General features: G+C 68.7%; 14 protein-coding genes. 2 read left to right on the top strand and 12 right to left on the bottom strand.

Going from position 1 to position 15,160, the window contains the following annotated elements:
* Positions 1–27 precede the first annotated feature (27 nt).
* Positions 28–966 (top strand): sigma-70 family RNA polymerase sigma factor, encoded by a 939-nt coding sequence (locus ACLARN_RS30020; RefSeq protein WP_409494832.1) that lies wholly within the window; start codon positions 28–30, stop codon positions 964–966.
* Between the two features lie 77 nt (positions 967–1,043).
* Here the strand turns inward: ACLARN_RS30020 and ACLARN_RS30025 are convergent, their stop codons facing one another.
* A complete protein-coding gene (locus ACLARN_RS30025; RefSeq protein ID WP_409494833.1) occupies positions 1,044–1,610 on the bottom strand; it encodes a carboxymuconolactone decarboxylase family protein in 567 nt (188 codons plus the stop codon).
* 260 nt (positions 1,611–1,870) lie between these two features.
* On the opposite strand from ACLARN_RS30025, the gene ACLARN_RS30030 reads away from it, so the two are divergent.
* Positions 1,871–3,208 (top strand): aldehyde dehydrogenase family protein, encoded by a 1,338-nt coding sequence (locus ACLARN_RS30030; RefSeq protein ID WP_409494834.1) that lies wholly within the window; start codon positions 1,871–1,873, stop codon positions 3,206–3,208.
* A 21-nt stretch (positions 3,209–3,229) separates the two neighbouring features.
* Here the strand turns inward: ACLARN_RS30030 and ACLARN_RS30035 are convergent, their stop codons facing one another.
* The 11 genes from ACLARN_RS30035 to ACLARN_RS30085 all read right to left on the bottom strand — a co-directional run bounded on the left by ACLARN_RS30035 (position 3,230) and on the right by ACLARN_RS30085 (position 15,155).
* Positions 3,230–5,032 (bottom strand): glycosyl transferase, encoded by a 1,803-nt coding sequence (locus tag ACLARN_RS30035; RefSeq protein WP_409494835.1) that lies wholly within the window; start codon positions 5,030–5,032, stop codon positions 3,230–3,232.
* A 9-nt stretch (positions 5,033–5,041) separates the two neighbouring features.
* Complete coding sequence (locus ACLARN_RS30040; protein ID WP_409494836.1) at positions 5,042–6,118, bottom strand: serpin family protein; 1,077 nt, start codon at positions 6,116–6,118, stop codon at positions 5,042–5,044.
* A 160-nt stretch (positions 6,119–6,278) separates the two neighbouring features.
* Positions 6,279–7,550: a deoxyguanosinetriphosphate triphosphohydrolase gene (locus ACLARN_RS30045; protein WP_409494837.1), complete on the bottom strand. Its 1,272-nt coding sequence runs from the start codon at positions 7,548–7,550 to the stop codon at positions 6,279–6,281.
* Between the two features lie 72 nt (positions 7,551–7,622).
* The gene (locus ACLARN_RS30050) at positions 7,623–8,258 is read right to left on the bottom strand and encodes a YdcF family protein (protein ID WP_409494838.1); all 636 of its coding nucleotides are present in this window, start codon (positions 8,256–8,258) and stop codon (positions 7,623–7,625) included.
* Positions 8,259–8,290: 32 nt separating this feature from the next.
* Positions 8,291–8,896, bottom strand: a complete 606-nt coding sequence (locus tag ACLARN_RS30055; RefSeq protein WP_409494839.1) for a DNA-binding response regulator — start codon at positions 8,894–8,896, stop codon at positions 8,291–8,293.
* The gene (locus tag ACLARN_RS30060; RefSeq protein WP_409494840.1) at positions 8,893–10,089 is read right to left on the bottom strand and encodes a sensor histidine kinase; all 1,197 of its coding nucleotides are present in this window, start codon (positions 10,087–10,089) and stop codon (positions 8,893–8,895) included. The genes ACLARN_RS30055 and ACLARN_RS30060 overlap by 4 nt, the downstream gene beginning before the upstream one ends.
* A gap of 15 nt (positions 10,090–10,104) precedes the next feature.
* On the bottom strand, positions 10,105–10,833 hold the full coding sequence (locus tag ACLARN_RS30065; protein WP_409494841.1) for an ABC transporter permease: 729 nt from the start codon (positions 10,831–10,833) through the stop codon (positions 10,105–10,107).
* Positions 10,830–11,753, bottom strand: coding sequence for an ABC transporter ATP-binding protein (locus ACLARN_RS30070; protein WP_409494842.1), 924 nt, complete (start codon positions 11,751–11,753; stop codon positions 10,830–10,832). Before ACLARN_RS30070 ends, ACLARN_RS30065 begins: the two co-directional genes overlap by 4 nt.
* Positions 11,754–12,204: 451 nt before the next feature.
* Positions 12,205–13,593 (bottom strand): glycine--tRNA ligase, encoded by a 1,389-nt coding sequence (locus tag ACLARN_RS30075; RefSeq protein WP_409494843.1) that lies wholly within the window; start codon positions 13,591–13,593, stop codon positions 12,205–12,207.
* A gap of 93 nt (positions 13,594–13,686) precedes the next feature.
* Positions 13,687–14,352 carry a class F sortase gene (locus ACLARN_RS30080; protein WP_409494844.1) on the bottom strand — a complete coding sequence of 222 codons (666 nt, stop codon included), beginning with the start codon at positions 14,350–14,352 and terminating at the stop codon, positions 13,687–13,689.
* Between the two features lie 173 nt (positions 14,353–14,525).
* Positions 14,526–15,155 (bottom strand): class F sortase, encoded by a 630-nt coding sequence (locus ACLARN_RS30085; RefSeq protein WP_409494845.1) that lies wholly within the window; start codon positions 15,153–15,155, stop codon positions 14,526–14,528.
* Positions 15,156–15,160: the final 5 nt, after the last annotated feature.

Here is a 15,160-nt window from a genome sequence, read left to right on the forward strand (position 1 = left end):
CGGAGCGCTGTGCGGCACACTCGGGGAATGAGCATCGCCCTGGATGAACTCGCCGGGAAGTTCGCCGTGCTGCGCCCCCATCTGGTGTCGGTGGCCTACCGGCTCACCGGCGCGCTGTCCGACGCCGAGGACGCGGTCCAGGAGTCCTGGCTGCGGCTGAGCGGCCTGGACGAGAGCCGCCGGTCGGCCATCGAGGACCACAAGGGCTGGCTGACCACCGTCGTCAGCCGGATCTGTCTTGACCGCCTGCGGTCGGCGGTGGTGCGCCGCGAACGGTACGTCGGGGAATGGCTGCCCGAGCCGGTCCTCGGCCCGCTGGGCACGCCGTCGTCGGAGGACCCGCTGGCCGTCGCCGTCCGCGACGACGGGATGCGGATGGCGGCCATGGTTGTCCTCGACCGGTTGACGCCAGAGCAGCGCGTCGCGTTCGTCCTGCACGACGCGTTTTCGGTGCCGTTCGGCGAGATCGCCGAGATCCTGGGCTGCACCACGGAGGCCGCGCGCCAGCACGGTTCCCGCGGCCGCCGCGCGCTCGTCGACGCCGACCCGCCGCCGAGGACGGCACTGGCCGAGCAGCAGCGGATCATCGAGAAGTTCATGACCGCGATGCTCACCGGCGACATCAAGGCGGTGGCCGAGGTCCTGCACCCGGACGTCGTCCTCGTCGGCGACGGCGGCGGCAAGGCGCGCACGGCGGTGCACACGGTCAGCGGGTTCGACAAGGTCACCCGGCTGTTCCAGGGGCTCATGCGGATGTACGACCCGGCGGGGATCGAGAAGGCCAGGATCGCGCTGGTCAACGGCGACCTCGGGTTCTACATCCCGCCGCAGGCCGCCTCGGAGGGGTACCGGGCGCTCGACGAGCACGTCGACGCGTTCGTCATCCGCGACGGGAAGATCGTCGCGATCTACGACATGGCGAACCCGGACAAGCTCACCTCCGCCCGCTCCCGCGTCGACGCCTGACGCAATTCGTCACCTGCTTGCGGTGGTTCGAGCACCGCAAGCAGGTGACGAATTGCGAGGGTCAGGGAACGCGCGGGTTAGGGAAGCGGGATCCGGCAGGCGTCGCCCGAAGTGAAGCCCTGCGCGGTGATGTCGAGCGCGCTGTTCATCCGGGCACGCATGTTCTCGAGCGCGATCTGGTAGGTCAGCTCGATGACGCCCTTGCGGCCGAACTCGCGTTCCAGTTCGGCGACCTGCTCGTCGGTGACGGTCACCGGGCTCGCGGTCATCGCGTCGGCGTACGCGAGCGCGAGCTGCTCCTGGCCGGTGAAGGCGGGCGACTTCGCGTAGTCGTCGATCTTCTTCAGCCGTTCGATGTCGAGCCCTTCGTGCACCTGCAACATGGTCCCGAAGTCGATGCACCACGCGCAGCCCAGCTGGGTCGCGACCCGGTACACGGCCAGCTCGCGCACGTTCGGCGGCAGCACCTTGCTGGCCTTCTCGACCAGCACTTCGTGCAGTCCGCTGGCGCGGAACAGCGCCGGGTGGTGCGCGGCGACCGCCATCGGCTCGGGCACGGCACCGAAGCGTTTACCGGCGAACTTGTAGGCCAGGTTCAGCAGAAAACCGGCTTCGGCGGTTTTGACGGCGGGAATGCGCGGCATGACGTCCTCCTCGTGCGGTTGCGATCAGAAGGTGGACGAGGCGGCCCGCGCGGACGTGACAGCCGCTCCGGTGACGCGAGCCACACGACAGGAATCGATTAGCCTTTTCGCCGGAACCCTCATTCGATCATCGAGGGTAAACTGGCTCTCCGTAATTCCTTCCGCACCAACCGATGCCGACACATCGGTCTCTTCGGCGATCCCTCCGCACTCCCCCACCGGAGGAAACACATGGACCATCTCGTCATCGGCGCCGGCTGATGCTCGCCGTCGAGGATCCCGCGACCGGGCAACGGATCACGAGCGTCCCGGACGCCGGGCCCGCCGATGTCGACAAAGCGGTACGCGCCGCCGCCGTCGCCTGGCCCGCCTGGCGCACCACGGACCGGCACACGGCGCTGATGTCGTGCGCGGTCGTCGTCGAGGAGGCCGCGGCGGTGCTGGCCCCTGTGCTGACCGAGGAGCAGGGGAAACCGCTTCGGGAAGCCGAAGCCGAATTCGCGAAGGCCGCGGCGCGGTTCCGGTACTTCGCCCGGCTGAGGCTCGAACCTCAGGTCGCGGGCGACGGCCGGGTCGAGGTGCACCGCCGCCCGCTGGGCCCGGTCGCCGCGATCACGCCATGGCATCTCCCCGTACAGCTGGCCGCCGCGAAACTCGCGCCAGCCCTCGCCGCGGGGAACACGGTGGTGCTCAAGCCGTCGCCGCGCACCCCGCTCACCACCCTGCATCTGGGCAGGATGCTGGCGGAGGTGCTGCCACCGGGCGTGCTGACCGTGCTCACCGGACAGGACCCCCTCGGCGAGTATCTGGTCTCGCACCCCGGGATCCGGCAGATCACCTTCACCGGCTCGGTCCCCGCCGGGAGGCAGGTGGCCACCGCTGCCGCGGCCGCCTTGAAACGGCTGACACTGGAGCTGGGCGGCAACGGTCCCGCGATCGTCCTTCCCGGCACCGATCCCGCGGTGATCGCGAAAAGCCTGTTCTGGAGCGCGTTCGCCAACTGCGGGCAGATCGGCATGGCGGTCAAACGGGTCTACGCCGTCGGGTCCGCGTATGACGGCGTCGTCGAGGCACTCGCGGACTTGGCGGAGAAGGTCGTGGTGGCCGACGGGCGGACACCCGGAACGCAACTGGGCCCGGTGAACAACAAGCCACGGTACGACCACGTCATCGCTCTCACCGAGGAAGCGCGGGCGGACGGCGCGCGGGTCGTCACCGGCGGACGGCTCGACGGGCCCGGGTACTTCTTCGCCCCGGCGATCCTCGCCGAGGCGCACGACGGGATGCGAGTGGTGAGCGAGGAACAGTTCGGCCCGGTGCTGCCGATCGTCCGATGCTCCACAGTGGACGAAGCCGTCGGACTGGCGAACGACCGGTCGCCGGGTTCGCGCGGGTCGGTGTGGAGCACCGACGAGGAGCGCGCCGCCGAAGTCGCGAGGCGGCTCGAATGCGGGACGGTATGGGTCAACGAGCATCTGGCTCTGCCTTTCGGCAAGCCCTTCGCGGGCTCGCGGCAGAGCGGGCTGGGCGGGCTGGGCGGCTCTTGGGGCATCGAGGGCAACACGGAACCGTTCGTCGTGCACCGCCCCCGCAATTAGTCCCCTGGTTGCGCAGGAGAGTCAGGGGGTGATCGTCCGCACGTCCCACACCCAGACGCCGTCGACGAACTCGGCTGGCTTCCGCAGCAGCAGGTCCACCGTCGCCCGGAACGCGTCCTGGTGTTCACGCGGGATCAGCACGAGCACGTCGGCGTTCCAGTACCGCAGATCCTCCAGCGCCTGCACCCGTTGCGACTCGGTGACGGTCGCCGGGATACCGGTCTGCTTGATCTGGTCGAAGATGATCGACGTCGGCCGCTGGATGGCGCCGTAGCGGCCGCGTTTGTCGTCCGGGCCGCTCGGGCCGACGAAGTAGCCCTCCGGCATCGAGTAGCCGAGTCCGGCGTCGATCTGCCAGTGCAGCGGCTCGGATTCGCCGGAACTCGGCAACGGCACGGGCACCACGGTGCCACCGGGCGCGACGTAGCTCCGCCAGGTGCCGTCGGCGAGGAACTTCGGTGTCGGCGGCCGGTCCTTCACGATCAGTTGCGTCGGCGCGATCGGCAGCAGGACCGCGATGACGACGCCGATCCACACCAGCCGCAACGGGAATCGCCGCTCTCCCGGCACTTCGGGCAGTTTCGACGCGACCGTGCAGACGCGCTCGGTCGCCAGCGCCAGCAGGGCGCCGATGAGCGGGATGCAGCCCATCGCGAGCCGCGATTCCAGCAGCGATTCGAACAGCGGCAGTTCCGACAGCAGCTTCCACGGGCCGGGGATACCGGTCTCCTCGTGCACCACGATGAGTTGCACACCAAGGGAAAGCCAGGCCATCACGAACATCGAGATCGCCAGCGCCCGCGCGAACACCTCGCGCCACAGCCACACGGTGATGACGACCATCAGCACGATCAGCGGCCAGCCGAAGAAGGCGTTCTCCTCGGTGCGGTTCATCGACACGTCCGCCGCGGCCTGCGGCTGCCCGGCGACCGACTGCGTGGCGAACCGGGTGAACGCGGCCGTGTCGTTGCCGACGGGGCCGTGTTCGATCGCCTGATAGCTCTGCGGGCCGAAGAACTGCCACCACAGCGGGAAAGCGCACAGCACCAGCGCCACGAGGACGCCGATGCCGACCCCGATCCCCAGTGGCTTCGCCATCGGCGGGAACTCGCGGTAGTTCGTCGCGAAGTAGGCGATGGCGAAGATCGCGAACGCCATCGCGAAGATCAGCAGCGGCTCTTCACCGAGGAAGATCTGATACGCCGCGAGCAGGCCGAGGAAGATCCCGTTGCGGACCGGCCGTTCGCCGCGCGCGATCTTGAAGACCAGCAGCGCGATGAACGGCAGGACGAACCACGCGACGAAGTTCGGATGCGCGTTGCCGTGCGAGATCATCGGCGGGGCGAACCCGACGAACGCGCCGCCGATGGCCGCGCCCACCCGATTGGTGACCAGATGCCGCGAGAAGACCCAGTACCAGGCCGCGGCCGTGCCGGCGAGACCGCCGGTGAGCGCGATGGCCCAAGTGACCGTCGGGCCGAAGGTGAGAGTGACCGGCGCCAGCGGGATGCCGATGCCGAGCATGGCCGTATTGGCCATCAGGTTCACACCGAGCGGGTGGTTCTGGAAGTGCGAGGTGAGCGGGTTGTTCAGGTGCAGCACGTTGTCCGCGGTGACGGAGAAGAACCACTCCCACAGGTTCTGGTCCGACGCGCTGTTCCAGAGGTAGCCCTCTTTCAGGTCGAGCCACAACCCGTTGTAGAGCAGGAAAGCGAACAGCAGGAAGCCGCCCATGATGGCGGCGTCGGCGGCGGCGAACCGGCGGGGTCTCGTGGGAGTCTCCTCGGCCTTCACGGCCGCCGCCTCAGCCTGGAAAAGACTCACTGACCATCCTCACGGCTCGACAACGCGGGCGAGAAAGTAGATCACACCCGTCGAGGCGTGCCTCACGAGTAGAAGGAACGGGCGATCGACGGCGACCTCGAGGGGTTCGTCGACGATGAGCGACGTCAGCCGCATCAGCACCGCTGTCGCGGCGGCGCCTTCGAGGCCCTGTTCGTCGATGCGGAGCACGGACTGGTGGACGACCTCCGACACTTCGAGCCGGTCGTCGTCGGCGAGCCCGGTGAGATCGGCGGCGCCGGTGAACATCGTCCGCACACCGAGTTCCTGGAGTTTCTCCGTCAGCGGGCTGGCGACGTCGAGCTTCAGCTTGGGCAACGACAGACTGAGCGTCTTCGAGCGGGCGTTCTCCACCAGGTGCGCCAGCTTGTCCGCGTCGAGTTCGGCCTCGTCGAGGTCGCCGTCGGGCAGCAGGACGATCGCCTCCACCCCGCCCTCGGCGCCGAGGCGGACGACCTGCCAGCCGTCCTCGTGGGTGTGGTCGAGCTGTTTTTCGAGCCACATCGTCGGCACCGTACGGGTACCGGACGGCGCGTGGAAGTCCGCGGGCGCGGTGTTGTCACGCGAGAACGGGTTGGTCCACGCGGTTTTGAGATACAGCGCGTTGACGATCGCGGCGACGGTGTCCGATGCGACAGTCCCGGGCTTCAGCAGTTCGGGGATCAGGTTCCGGGTGGCCTCGGCGACGTCGGCGTTGATCAGCTGCCGCGCGGCCTCCGGATCGGCGCGGAACGGGGCGCTCGCGACCTTGCCGCCAGGCCACGTCGCCAGTTCCTCGCGGAAGGAGTCCTCGATCGGGAGCTGGTCCCAGGCCCAGAGCGTGTTCGCGACCGCGAGTTCGGGGCCGTCGTCGAGCAGCGACGAGGCCTTGCCCAGCAGGTCGGCGAGCTCGTCCGGGTCACCGAGCAGCGCGATCAGTTCTTCTCTGGTCTTCCCCTTGGCGGCCTGCGTCACCAGGCCGAGCGCGCTCGCGATCGAGTACGGCGAGAAGCACGCGTTCTCCGCGCGGCTCGCCAGCACTCGGTAGAGGTCCAGACCAAACCGGAGGTGGCTTTCGACAGCGCCCATGCCGCAGACCGTACCGTGGACGGCCCCGTCCGTCTCCTGTCCGAAAGTTCCGCCTTGTCCGGGAGGTGGGCACGGGTCGCGTGTCGCGAAAGCCACTTTCGCGACCTCTGATGTCCCGAAAGTGGCTTTCGCGACACCGATCGGGGCCGCCACCCACGACTCAGCCGTGGCGGCCGGTGTGCCAGGCATGCCACGCGTAGGCCTGCGCGTCCGTGAGCGACGCCACCTGGTCGACGACCACGCGCAGGCGGGCCGCGTCGTCCGGGGCGGCCTCCCAGGCGGGCAGGAACAACCCGTCCAGCGCGTCCGGCGCGCGGCGGCACAGCGCCCCGACCAGTTCGGCGACCGTCTGGCGCTGGCCGTCCTGCATCGCGAGGCGCCGCCTGTCGCTCATCACGTACCGCAGCGCGAGCGCCTTGAACAACGCGACCTCGGCCGCGACCTGCTCCGGGACGACCAGTTGCGCGGTGTAGCGGTTCAGCGGGCCCTCTCCGTACACCGCCCGCGTCGCGCCGACGACCGCCGTCGCGAACCGGCCGACCAGTTCGCTCGTCAGCCGTTTCAACGCGACCTGCGCCTTGAGCGATCCGTCGAGCCTCTCCCCGGTGAGTTCCGCGACCACGGGCAGGTCGAGCAGTTCTTTCGCCGCACCCTCCAAAGTGGACTGCGACTGGTCCGAGAACCGCCGTGCCGCCTCGGCGACCGCCGCGCGTTCCTCGGCATCGGCCAGTACCCGCAAGGAGATCCGGCCCGCGAGGACGCCGTCTTCGACGTCGTGCACGGAGTACGCGACGTCGTCGGACCAGTCCATGATCTGCGCTTCCAGGCAGGTGCGGCGGTCCGGCGCCCCCGCGCGGATCCACGCGAACACCTCGGCGTCGTCGTCGTAGACGCCGTACTTCGGATTGCCCTCTTCACGCTGCCACGGGTACTTCGTCGAGGCGTCGAGGCAGGCGCGGGTGAGGTTCAGCCCGCCGACGGACCCGTCTTCGAGCAGGACCTTGGGCTCCAGCCTGGTCAGGATCCGCAACGTCTGCGCGTTGCCCTCGAAGCCTCCGCACGGCTGCGAGACCTCGTTCAGCGCGCGCTCACCGTTGTGCCCGAACGGGGGATGCCCGATGTCGTGCGCGAGCCCGGCGGTGTCCACCAGATCGGGATCGGCGCCCAGTTCGTCCGCGATCCCCCTGCCGATCTGCGCGACCTCCAGCGAATGCGTCAGCCGGGTGCGCGGCACACCGCTGACCTCGGCACCTTCGCCGGGGCCGACCACCTGGGTCTTCCCGGCAAGCCGCCGCAGGGCCGCCGAGTGCAGCACCCGCGCTCGATCACGGGCGAAAGCGGTCCGCCCGTCTTCGGCGCCTTCCAGCGCCGCGCCTTTGGGCCGCTCGGGCAGCAGGCGCGCCGTGTCGGCCGCGGTGTAGGTGTCGCTCACCAGCCCAGCTTAGTTCCGACCACCGACACTTACAGGGCGTCGACCGGGGACTTCGTGAGCCGGTAATGCCACTTACAAAGCATCGACCGGGGACTTCGTTAGGCGGTAATACAGCAGCGCGCCGGTCTCGCGGACGATGTAGCGCGCCTGCGTCTCGCGGGTCTGCACGACCGGGCCGTGGTGGGTGGGCGAGGTCCAGGACTCCAGGCCGAGGTCGTCGGCCATGACCCTGGCGCGGAACGAGTGCCACGGGTCGCTGACCAGCACCGCGGTCTTCCAGCCCCGCTTCTGCACCTGCTCGGCGACCGCGCGGAGGCTGCGCAGGGTGTCGCTGCCCTCCCCGACCGGCAGCGTCGCCGACGCGGGCACACCGCGTTTGCGCAGCCACTGGGCGCCCGCGTGGGCCTCGGTGTAGTTGTCGTCCGCCTTCTTGCCGCCCGCGGTGACGATCGTCTTGGCGACGCCCTGGTCGTAGAGCGCCTTCGCCTTGGCCAGCCGGGCCTGGAAGATCTCCGACGGCCTGCCGTTGTACTGGGCCGCGCCGAGCACCACGATGACGTCGGCCTGATCGCGCACGTCTTCCCTGGCGACCTGCCAGACCCGGAACGCCGTCCCGCCGATCACCGCGACGACGACCAGCAGCGCACCGGCCACGATCCGGCGCACCCAGTTCGCGCGAGTGGGTTTGGTCCGTTCGGCGGTACTCACGGGGGTGATTCTCGCAGAGCGGCGCCCGGGTCTCAGAGCCAGCCGCGTTCTTCCGCGAGCCGCACCGCTTCGGCCCTCGTCCTCGCGCCGGTCTTGCCCATCGCGGCCGAAAGATGGTTGCGGACGGTGCCTTCGGAAAGGTGCAGTGCACGGGCGATGTCGGCCACCGTGCTGCCGTCCTCGGCCGCTTTGAGGACGTCGTGCTCGCGTCCAGTGAGCGGGCTCGCGCCGGTGGCGAGCGATTCGGCGGCGAGCGCGGGATCGACCACCCGGAGTCCACTGTGGACACGGCGGACGGCGTCGACGAGCTGCTCCGGCGGAGCGTCCTTGACCACGAAACCCGCGGCGCCCGCCGCCATCGCCCGCGCGAGGTAACCGGGTCTGCCGAAGGTGGTGCAGATGATGATCCGGCACGACGGCAGCGCGCCGTGCAGCTCGGCGGCGGCTTCCAGGCCGTCCTTGCCCGGCATCTGGACGTCGAGCAGCGCGACGTCCGGGGCGGTTTCCTTCGCCCGCTGGAGCACCTCATCGCCCGAACCGACCTGGGCAACCACCTCGATGTCGGTTTCGAGGCCGAGCACGGTGGCCAGCGCCCCACGCACCATGGCCTGGTCGTCGGCGAGCAGGACCCGGATCACGCGCAGCCTCCAGCGGGTTCGGTGAGCGGCGCACGCGCGCCACCCCGCACGGCGGATTCCGGTACCTCCGCGCGGACGAGCCATCCTCCCGCAGAAGGCGCCGTGGCGGTCAAGGTCCCGCCGACCGCGTCCAGCCGTTCGGTGAGTCCCCGCAGGCCGTTCCCCACCGTCACCTCGCCGCCTTCGCCGTCGTCCTCGACTTCGAGCCAGGTCTTGCCGAAGCGGACTTTGACCCGCTTCGCCTCGGAATGCCGGAGGACGTTGGTGACCGCCTCCCGCAGCACATAGCCGAAGGTCCGTTGCAGGGCGGGGTCGACGTTGTCCACCGCGTGCGGCAGATCCGCGTCGATCTCGGCCGCCCGCAGCGCCGCCCGCGCCCCGGCGACCTCCGCCGAGAGCGATACCTCGCGATACTCGGAGACCGTGGCGCGGATGTCCGACAGCGCGCTGCGGGTCAGGCTCTCGACCTCGCTGATCTCCCGCAGCGCGCGGCTGTCGTCCTTGCCGCTCTCCAGGATCCGGCGGGCAAGCCCGGCCTTGACCGTGATGGTGGTGAGGCTGTGGCCGAGGATGTCGTGCAGATCGCGCGCCAGGCGCTCGCGTTCGCCCGCCACCGCGAGTGTCGCGATCTCCCGGTTCGCCGCCTCCAGTTTCCGCACCGCTCGGACCAGGTTCGCCATGAAGAACATCGCCGCCGTGATCGAGGTGACGGCGATGAGGTCACCGAAATCGTCCCTCCCGACGATCAGGTGAACGCCCAGCACCAGCAGCAGCGCCCCGCCGTCCAGGATCAGCGCCCACGCCGGCGGCAGGGTGAAGGCCAGCACCGCCGTCGCGTAGATCAGAACGTACGGATTGTTGTCGTGCAGGAACACCAGGGCGAGGCCGATGAGCAGCATCAGCACCGAGAAGACGTAGGTCGTCTTCCGCCGGGAAGACCGCAGGCTGAGCGGGAACAGTACGTAGCAGGCGCCGTAGAAGATCAGGAGAGCGGCGATCACCAGCTCTTTCCCGGTCACCCCGTCGGTGCACAGGTCCACCGCCGCGGGGACGAGGGTGGGCAGGATGAAGGCGAGGCCGAGTACGGCCCACCGTCTCGGCCGGGGTCCCCGGCCGGTCCGCGGTGGCATGTCCGACCACCAGTTCTCACGGCTGTTCAAGCCCGTCTTGACCCTGCCCGGGTAGTCGTTCACCGGTTCACCCTTTTCTCAGACCCGCGCACTGTCTTTACGGTAACGCCTGATCACCAGCACCCCGAGGACCGCGGTCCACGCCGCCAGCACACCGAGCGCGGCGGGGAGGCTCACCGTGAGATGGTCGGTGACGACCGGGCGGACCAGCTGGATCAGCCAGTACGTCGGCGTCACCTGGGCGAGGTCGGCCATCCACGACGGCATGCCGTCGATCGGGATCCACAGGCCACCCAGGAAACCCATGCCCATCATGACGATCATATTCATCGGCTGCATCGACTCCGGCGTGCCGAACTGGCCCAGCAGCAGGCCGAGCAGCACCAGCGGGATCGCGCCGAGCCAGATGCCGAGCACCAGCCGCAGCCAGCCCGCGGCGTCCAGGTGCACTCCCTGGAACAGGACGCCGACCAGCGGGACGACGAGCAGCGACGGAAGCGCGACGAGCATCGCCGAGAGCGCCTTGCCGCCGAGGTAACCGGCGCCGGTCAACGGGGTCAGCCGCAGCTGGCGCTGCCAGCCCGTGGACCGCTCGATGGCCAATTTCGCGCCGCTCGTCATCGCGGCGGAGAAGGTGCCGAAGGCCATCATGTTGACCATGATCACGCCGGAGATGTTCGCGTTGCCGGAGGCAAAAACGTTGGCCTGTAACAGGAACATTAGCACCGGGAAAGCGACCGCGAAGAGCACGAACCGCGTCGAACGGAAGGTGCGGACGATCTCGGTCTTGAGAAAGGTCGGGTTCATCGGATGGCTTCCTCGGTGTTGTCGGTCGTCAGGGAAAGGAAGGCGCCTTCGAGGCCGACGGCGTTGATCTCGATGTCGTGCGCTTCGGGCACGTAGGTCAGTAGGGCCCGCAGCGTGGCGTCGGAATCGGAACTGGAGATGGCGACACGGCCGCCGCGGAGTTCGAAACCGGTGACCGCGGGCAGCCCCGCGATCACCGGCTCCGCCGCCGCGGGCACCGCCGCGCGGACCGTGCGTCCCCCTGCCAGCGCACGGACCTGCGCGACCGAACCGTCCGCGACGATCCGCCCCGACCGCATCAGCACGACACGGTCGGCGAACTCTTCGGCCTCTTCGAGATAATGGGTCGCGAACAGGACCGTGCGGCCGGAGTTCGTGAACTCGTACATGGACTTCCAGAACTCGCGGCGCGTGCCGACGTCCATCGCGGCGGTCGGCTCGTCGAGGATCAGCAGATCGGGGTCACTCACCAGCGCGACCGCGAACCGCACGCGCTGCTTCTGGCCGCCGGAAAGCTTGGTGGAACGCCGATTCGCGATATCCTCCACCCCGGCCCGGCGCAACGCCTCCCGCACCGGCATCGGCTTGCGATGCAGTGCCGCGACCATGCCGACGGTCTCGGCGACCGTGAGATCCTCGACGAGCGCCCCACCCTGGAGCATCGCGCCGATCATCCCGTCGCCGACCGCGTCCCCCGGCTCGCGCCCGAAGACGGTCACGGTGCCGCTGCCGGGCACGGTGAGGCCCAGGATCATGTCGACCGTGGTGGACTTGCCCGCGCCGTTGGGGCCGAGCAGCGCGACCACCTCACCCGGCGCGATCGTGAGGTCGAGGCCGTCGACGGCGTGGACGTCGCCGTAATGCTTACGCAGGCCGGAAAGTCGTACTGCCGCCCCCGCGGTGATGTCTTGTTCTCCCATGCCCAGAGCTTGTCGCGCGTGGACGTTCCGGACTTGGGCCGCGCGTCACGACCTGGGGGTGACAGTTGTCAGGGGTGGGTCGCGGCCAAGTACAGGAAGGCCCCCTTCCTTGCGCCTGGCGCAAGGAAGGGGGCCTTCCTGTACTTGGGCAGGTGTGAAGGCCGAGTTTCTTCGGCTGAGCCGAGGGAAGGGGTCCTTCACGCGCCGTCTTTGTGGCTGATGGGGTGGCTGAGGCCAAAGGTGACGTTCCAGGTGGTGCGCTCCCCGCTTCGACGCCAAGAGTGTTCCCAATGTCGCATTTGAGACCTTCAGCGTCTCAAATGCGACATTGGGAACACTCTTGGCGAGATCCGCGCCCACCGCTCACAACACCCGCCCCCAATGTTATGAACGGTCCGTTCATTACAAAATTTTGTAATGAACGGACCGTTCATAACATCTGCGAGCGGGGTCAGCAGCCGATCAGGCGCCCCGCCAGGTAAGCCTCCAGCTTGTCGATCGCGACCCGCTCCTGCGCCATGGTGTCGCGCTCCCGCACGGTCACCGCGAGGTCGTCGAGCGTGTCGAAGTCGACGGTGACGCAGAACGGCGTCCCGATCTCTTCCTGGCGCCGGTAGCGTTTGCCGATCGAGCCGGCGTCGTCGAAGTCGACGTTCCAGTGCTTCCGCAGGGTCGCCGCGACGTCGCGCGCCTTCGGCGTGAGATCGGCGTTGCGGGACAACGGAAGCACGGCGACCTTGTAGGGCGCGAGGCGGTAGTCCAGTTTCAGCACGGCGCGTTTGTCGACGCCGCCCTTGGCGTTGGGGACCTCGTCCTCGTGGTACGCGTCGACCAGGAACGCCATCATCGAGCGGCCGACACCGGCCGCGGGTTCGATGACGAACGGGCGGAACCGCTGCTTCGAGGCCTGGTCGAAGAACGACAGGTCGACGCCGGAGTGGTTCGAGTGCGTCGTCAGGTCGTAGTCGGTGCGGTTCGCGATGCCCTCGAGCTCGCCCCACTCCTGGCCCGCGTTGAACGCGAACCGGTACTCGATGTCGACGGTGCGCTTCGAGTAGTGGGAGAGCTTTTCCTTCGGGTGCTCGTAAAGGCGCAGGTTCTCCGGCTTGATGCCGAGGTCCTTGTACCAGTCGGTGCGCGCGTCGATCCAGTACTGGTGCCAGGTCTCGTCCTCGCCCGGCTCGACGAAGAACTCCATCTCCATCTGCTCGAATTCGCGCGTGCGGAAGATGAAGTTGCCCGGGGTGATCTCGTTCCGGAACGACTTGCCGATCTGGCCGATGCCGAACGGCGGCTTCTTCCGCGCGGTGGTCTGCACGTTGAGGAAGTTGATGAAGATGCCCTGCGCGGTCTCCGGACGGAGGTAGTGCACGCCCTCCTCGGACTCGACCGGGCCGAGGTAGGTCTTCAGCATCATGTTGAAGTCACGCGGCGCGGTGTACTCGCCCCGGGTGCCGCAGTTCGGGCACGGGACCTCGGACAGGTCGTCCTCGGTCACCTCCTTGCCCGTACGCGCGGAGAAGTCCTCGGCGAGCTGGTCGGCGCGGAAACGCTTGTGACAGGAGAGACATTCGATCAGCGGGTCGGTGAAGACGTCGAGGTGACCCGACGCGACCCAGACCTGGCGCGGCAGGATCACCGAGGAGTCGAGGCCGACGACGTCGTCCCGGCTCTGCACGACGGTCTTCCACCACTGGCGCTTGATGTTGTCCTTGAGTTCGACACCGAGGGGCCCGTAGTCCCACGCCGACTTGGTACCGCCGTAGATCTCTCCACACGGGAAAACGAAGCCTCGACGCTTACACAGGCTGACGACGGTCTCAATGGTGTTGGCGGGCACTCCACGCTCCGAAGCATGCGGGGACGGGTATCGGACTAGAACGACAAGACTAACCGCCCGTCCCCGCACGACCTCCGGCGAGGTTGGAACGGGTCAGGGGCGGCTGACCAAGGAGGCGGTGACGATGCGGTTGTCCTCGTAGCCGTCGGTCCCGCCGACGTACTCGCCACCACAGGTGACCAGCACCAGCCGGTGCGGACCGTCCGGTCCGAACAGCTTCTCCGCCTGCTCGGCCAGCTTCGTCTTGTGCACGGTGACGACCTCGCCGATCTTGTAGACCCACTTGCCGCCGTCGGTGTCGACGACGTTGACCTCCTGGCCGGTCTTGAGCCGCCACAGTTCGTCGAACGGGCCCTTCTTGCCCTTCCAGTTCACGTGCCCGGAAAGCAGGGACGCGCCCTGGTCGGCGCCCAGTTTCGAGCCCCACCAGGTGGCTTCGTCGAGACCCTCGGGGATGGGGAGGGTCCCGTCGGCGGTCAGTTCCTTGCGGATCAGTTTCGCCGTGCCGCCACCGGGCAGTTTGACCGTTCCGGGCGCCTGGCCCGTGTCCGCCGCGACCTCGGACTGCTGCTGCACCGCCGACGTGCTCGCCTGGTCCTGAGCCGCCGCGACGCCAGAGTCACTCTTTCCAGTGAAGACGAACACCGCGACCACGGCCGCCACCACGAAGATCCCGGCGCAGGCGAGGATCCATCCCAGGGCTGAGCGCTTTTTCGGCTGCTCCTCGCCCGCCGCCCCGTCGTCGAACTGTCCCACCATCGGGTATTACTCCTTGCTCGCGTCAAGCCGCCGAAGCGGCCGGTGTCGCTAGACACGCGACGCGAGCTGACGTCGGTTGCATCGACTTCCCCGCAATTAGTCACCTAGTCGCGGGAGTCGCACGCCCAAGGAACGCAAGTAGGTGACGAAATGCGGCAGGGGTCAGGCACGAGTCAGGCGGGCGGGCCGGAGACGGGGGTCGCGACGACGACCCGGTTGTCCCGATAGCCATCGGTCCCGCCGAGGTAGTCGCCGCCGCAGGTGACCAGGACCAGCCGATGCGGCCCGCTCTGCGCGAACAGCTTCGCCGCCTGCGCGGGCAGGTCGTCCTTGTGCACGGTGACGACCTCACGCACGCGATAGACCCAGATCCCGCCGGCCGCGTCGCTGACGGCCACCTCCTGGCCGTCCCGCATCCGCCACAGTTCGTCGAACGGCCCCTTGGCACCGCCCCAGTTGACGTGCCCGGAGATCAGCGCCGTGCCGGCTTCGGCGCCGAGCCGCGCGCCCCACCACGCCGCGTCACCGAGACCACGCGGGATCGGGAGGACGCCGTCGGAGTTGACCTCGGACCGGACGAGCTTCGCCGATCCACCCTCGGGCAGGCGGATGGTGCCGGGCCGCTGCCCGCGCGTCGAACTGTCCGCGGGCAACGCCAACGGAGCGCCGTCTTCGCCCGGCATGACCGCGGGTTCCGCGAACGAGACCGCCGGTTCCGGCGGGATCCAGGTCAGCACGATCACGCCCGCTGAGATGGCGAGCGCGGAGACGACGGCGGAAAGTCCCGCCAGCCAGGTCCGCACGGGAC

Origin of the sequence: Amycolatopsis sp. cmx-11-12, from assembly GCF_046269425.1 — a bacterium.
GTDB lineage: Bacteria > Actinomycetota > Actinomycetes > Mycobacteriales > Pseudonocardiaceae > Amycolatopsis.

What these genes read in the sequence shown, in the direction of transcription:
- ACLARN_RS30020 (WP_409494832.1), top strand. Translation starts at nt 28, where the DNA reads ATGAGCATCGCCCTGGATGAACTCGCCGGGAAGTTCGCCGTGCTGCGC.
- ACLARN_RS30025 (WP_409494833.1), bottom strand. Translation starts at nt 1,610, where the DNA reads ATGCCGCGCATTCCCGCCGTCAAAACCGCCGAAGCCGGTTTTCTGCTG.
- ACLARN_RS30030 (WP_409494834.1), top strand. Translation starts at nt 1,871, where the DNA reads ATGCTCGCCGTCGAGGATCCCGCGACCGGGCAACGGATCACGAGCGTC.
- ACLARN_RS30040 (WP_409494836.1), bottom strand. Translation starts at nt 6,118, where the DNA reads ATGGGCGCTGTCGAAAGCCACCTCCGGTTTGGTCTGGACCTCTACCGA.
- ACLARN_RS30065 (WP_409494841.1), bottom strand. Translation starts at nt 10,833, where the DNA reads ATGAACCCGACCTTTCTCAAGACCGAGATCGTCCGCACCTTCCGTTCG.
- ACLARN_RS30070 (WP_409494842.1), bottom strand. Translation starts at nt 11,753, where the DNA reads ATGGGAGAACAAGACATCACCGCGGGGGCGGCAGTACGACTTTCCGGC.
- ACLARN_RS30080 (WP_409494844.1), bottom strand. Translation starts at nt 14,352, where the DNA reads ATGGTGGGACAGTTCGACGACGGGGCGGCGGGCGAGGAGCAGCCGAAA.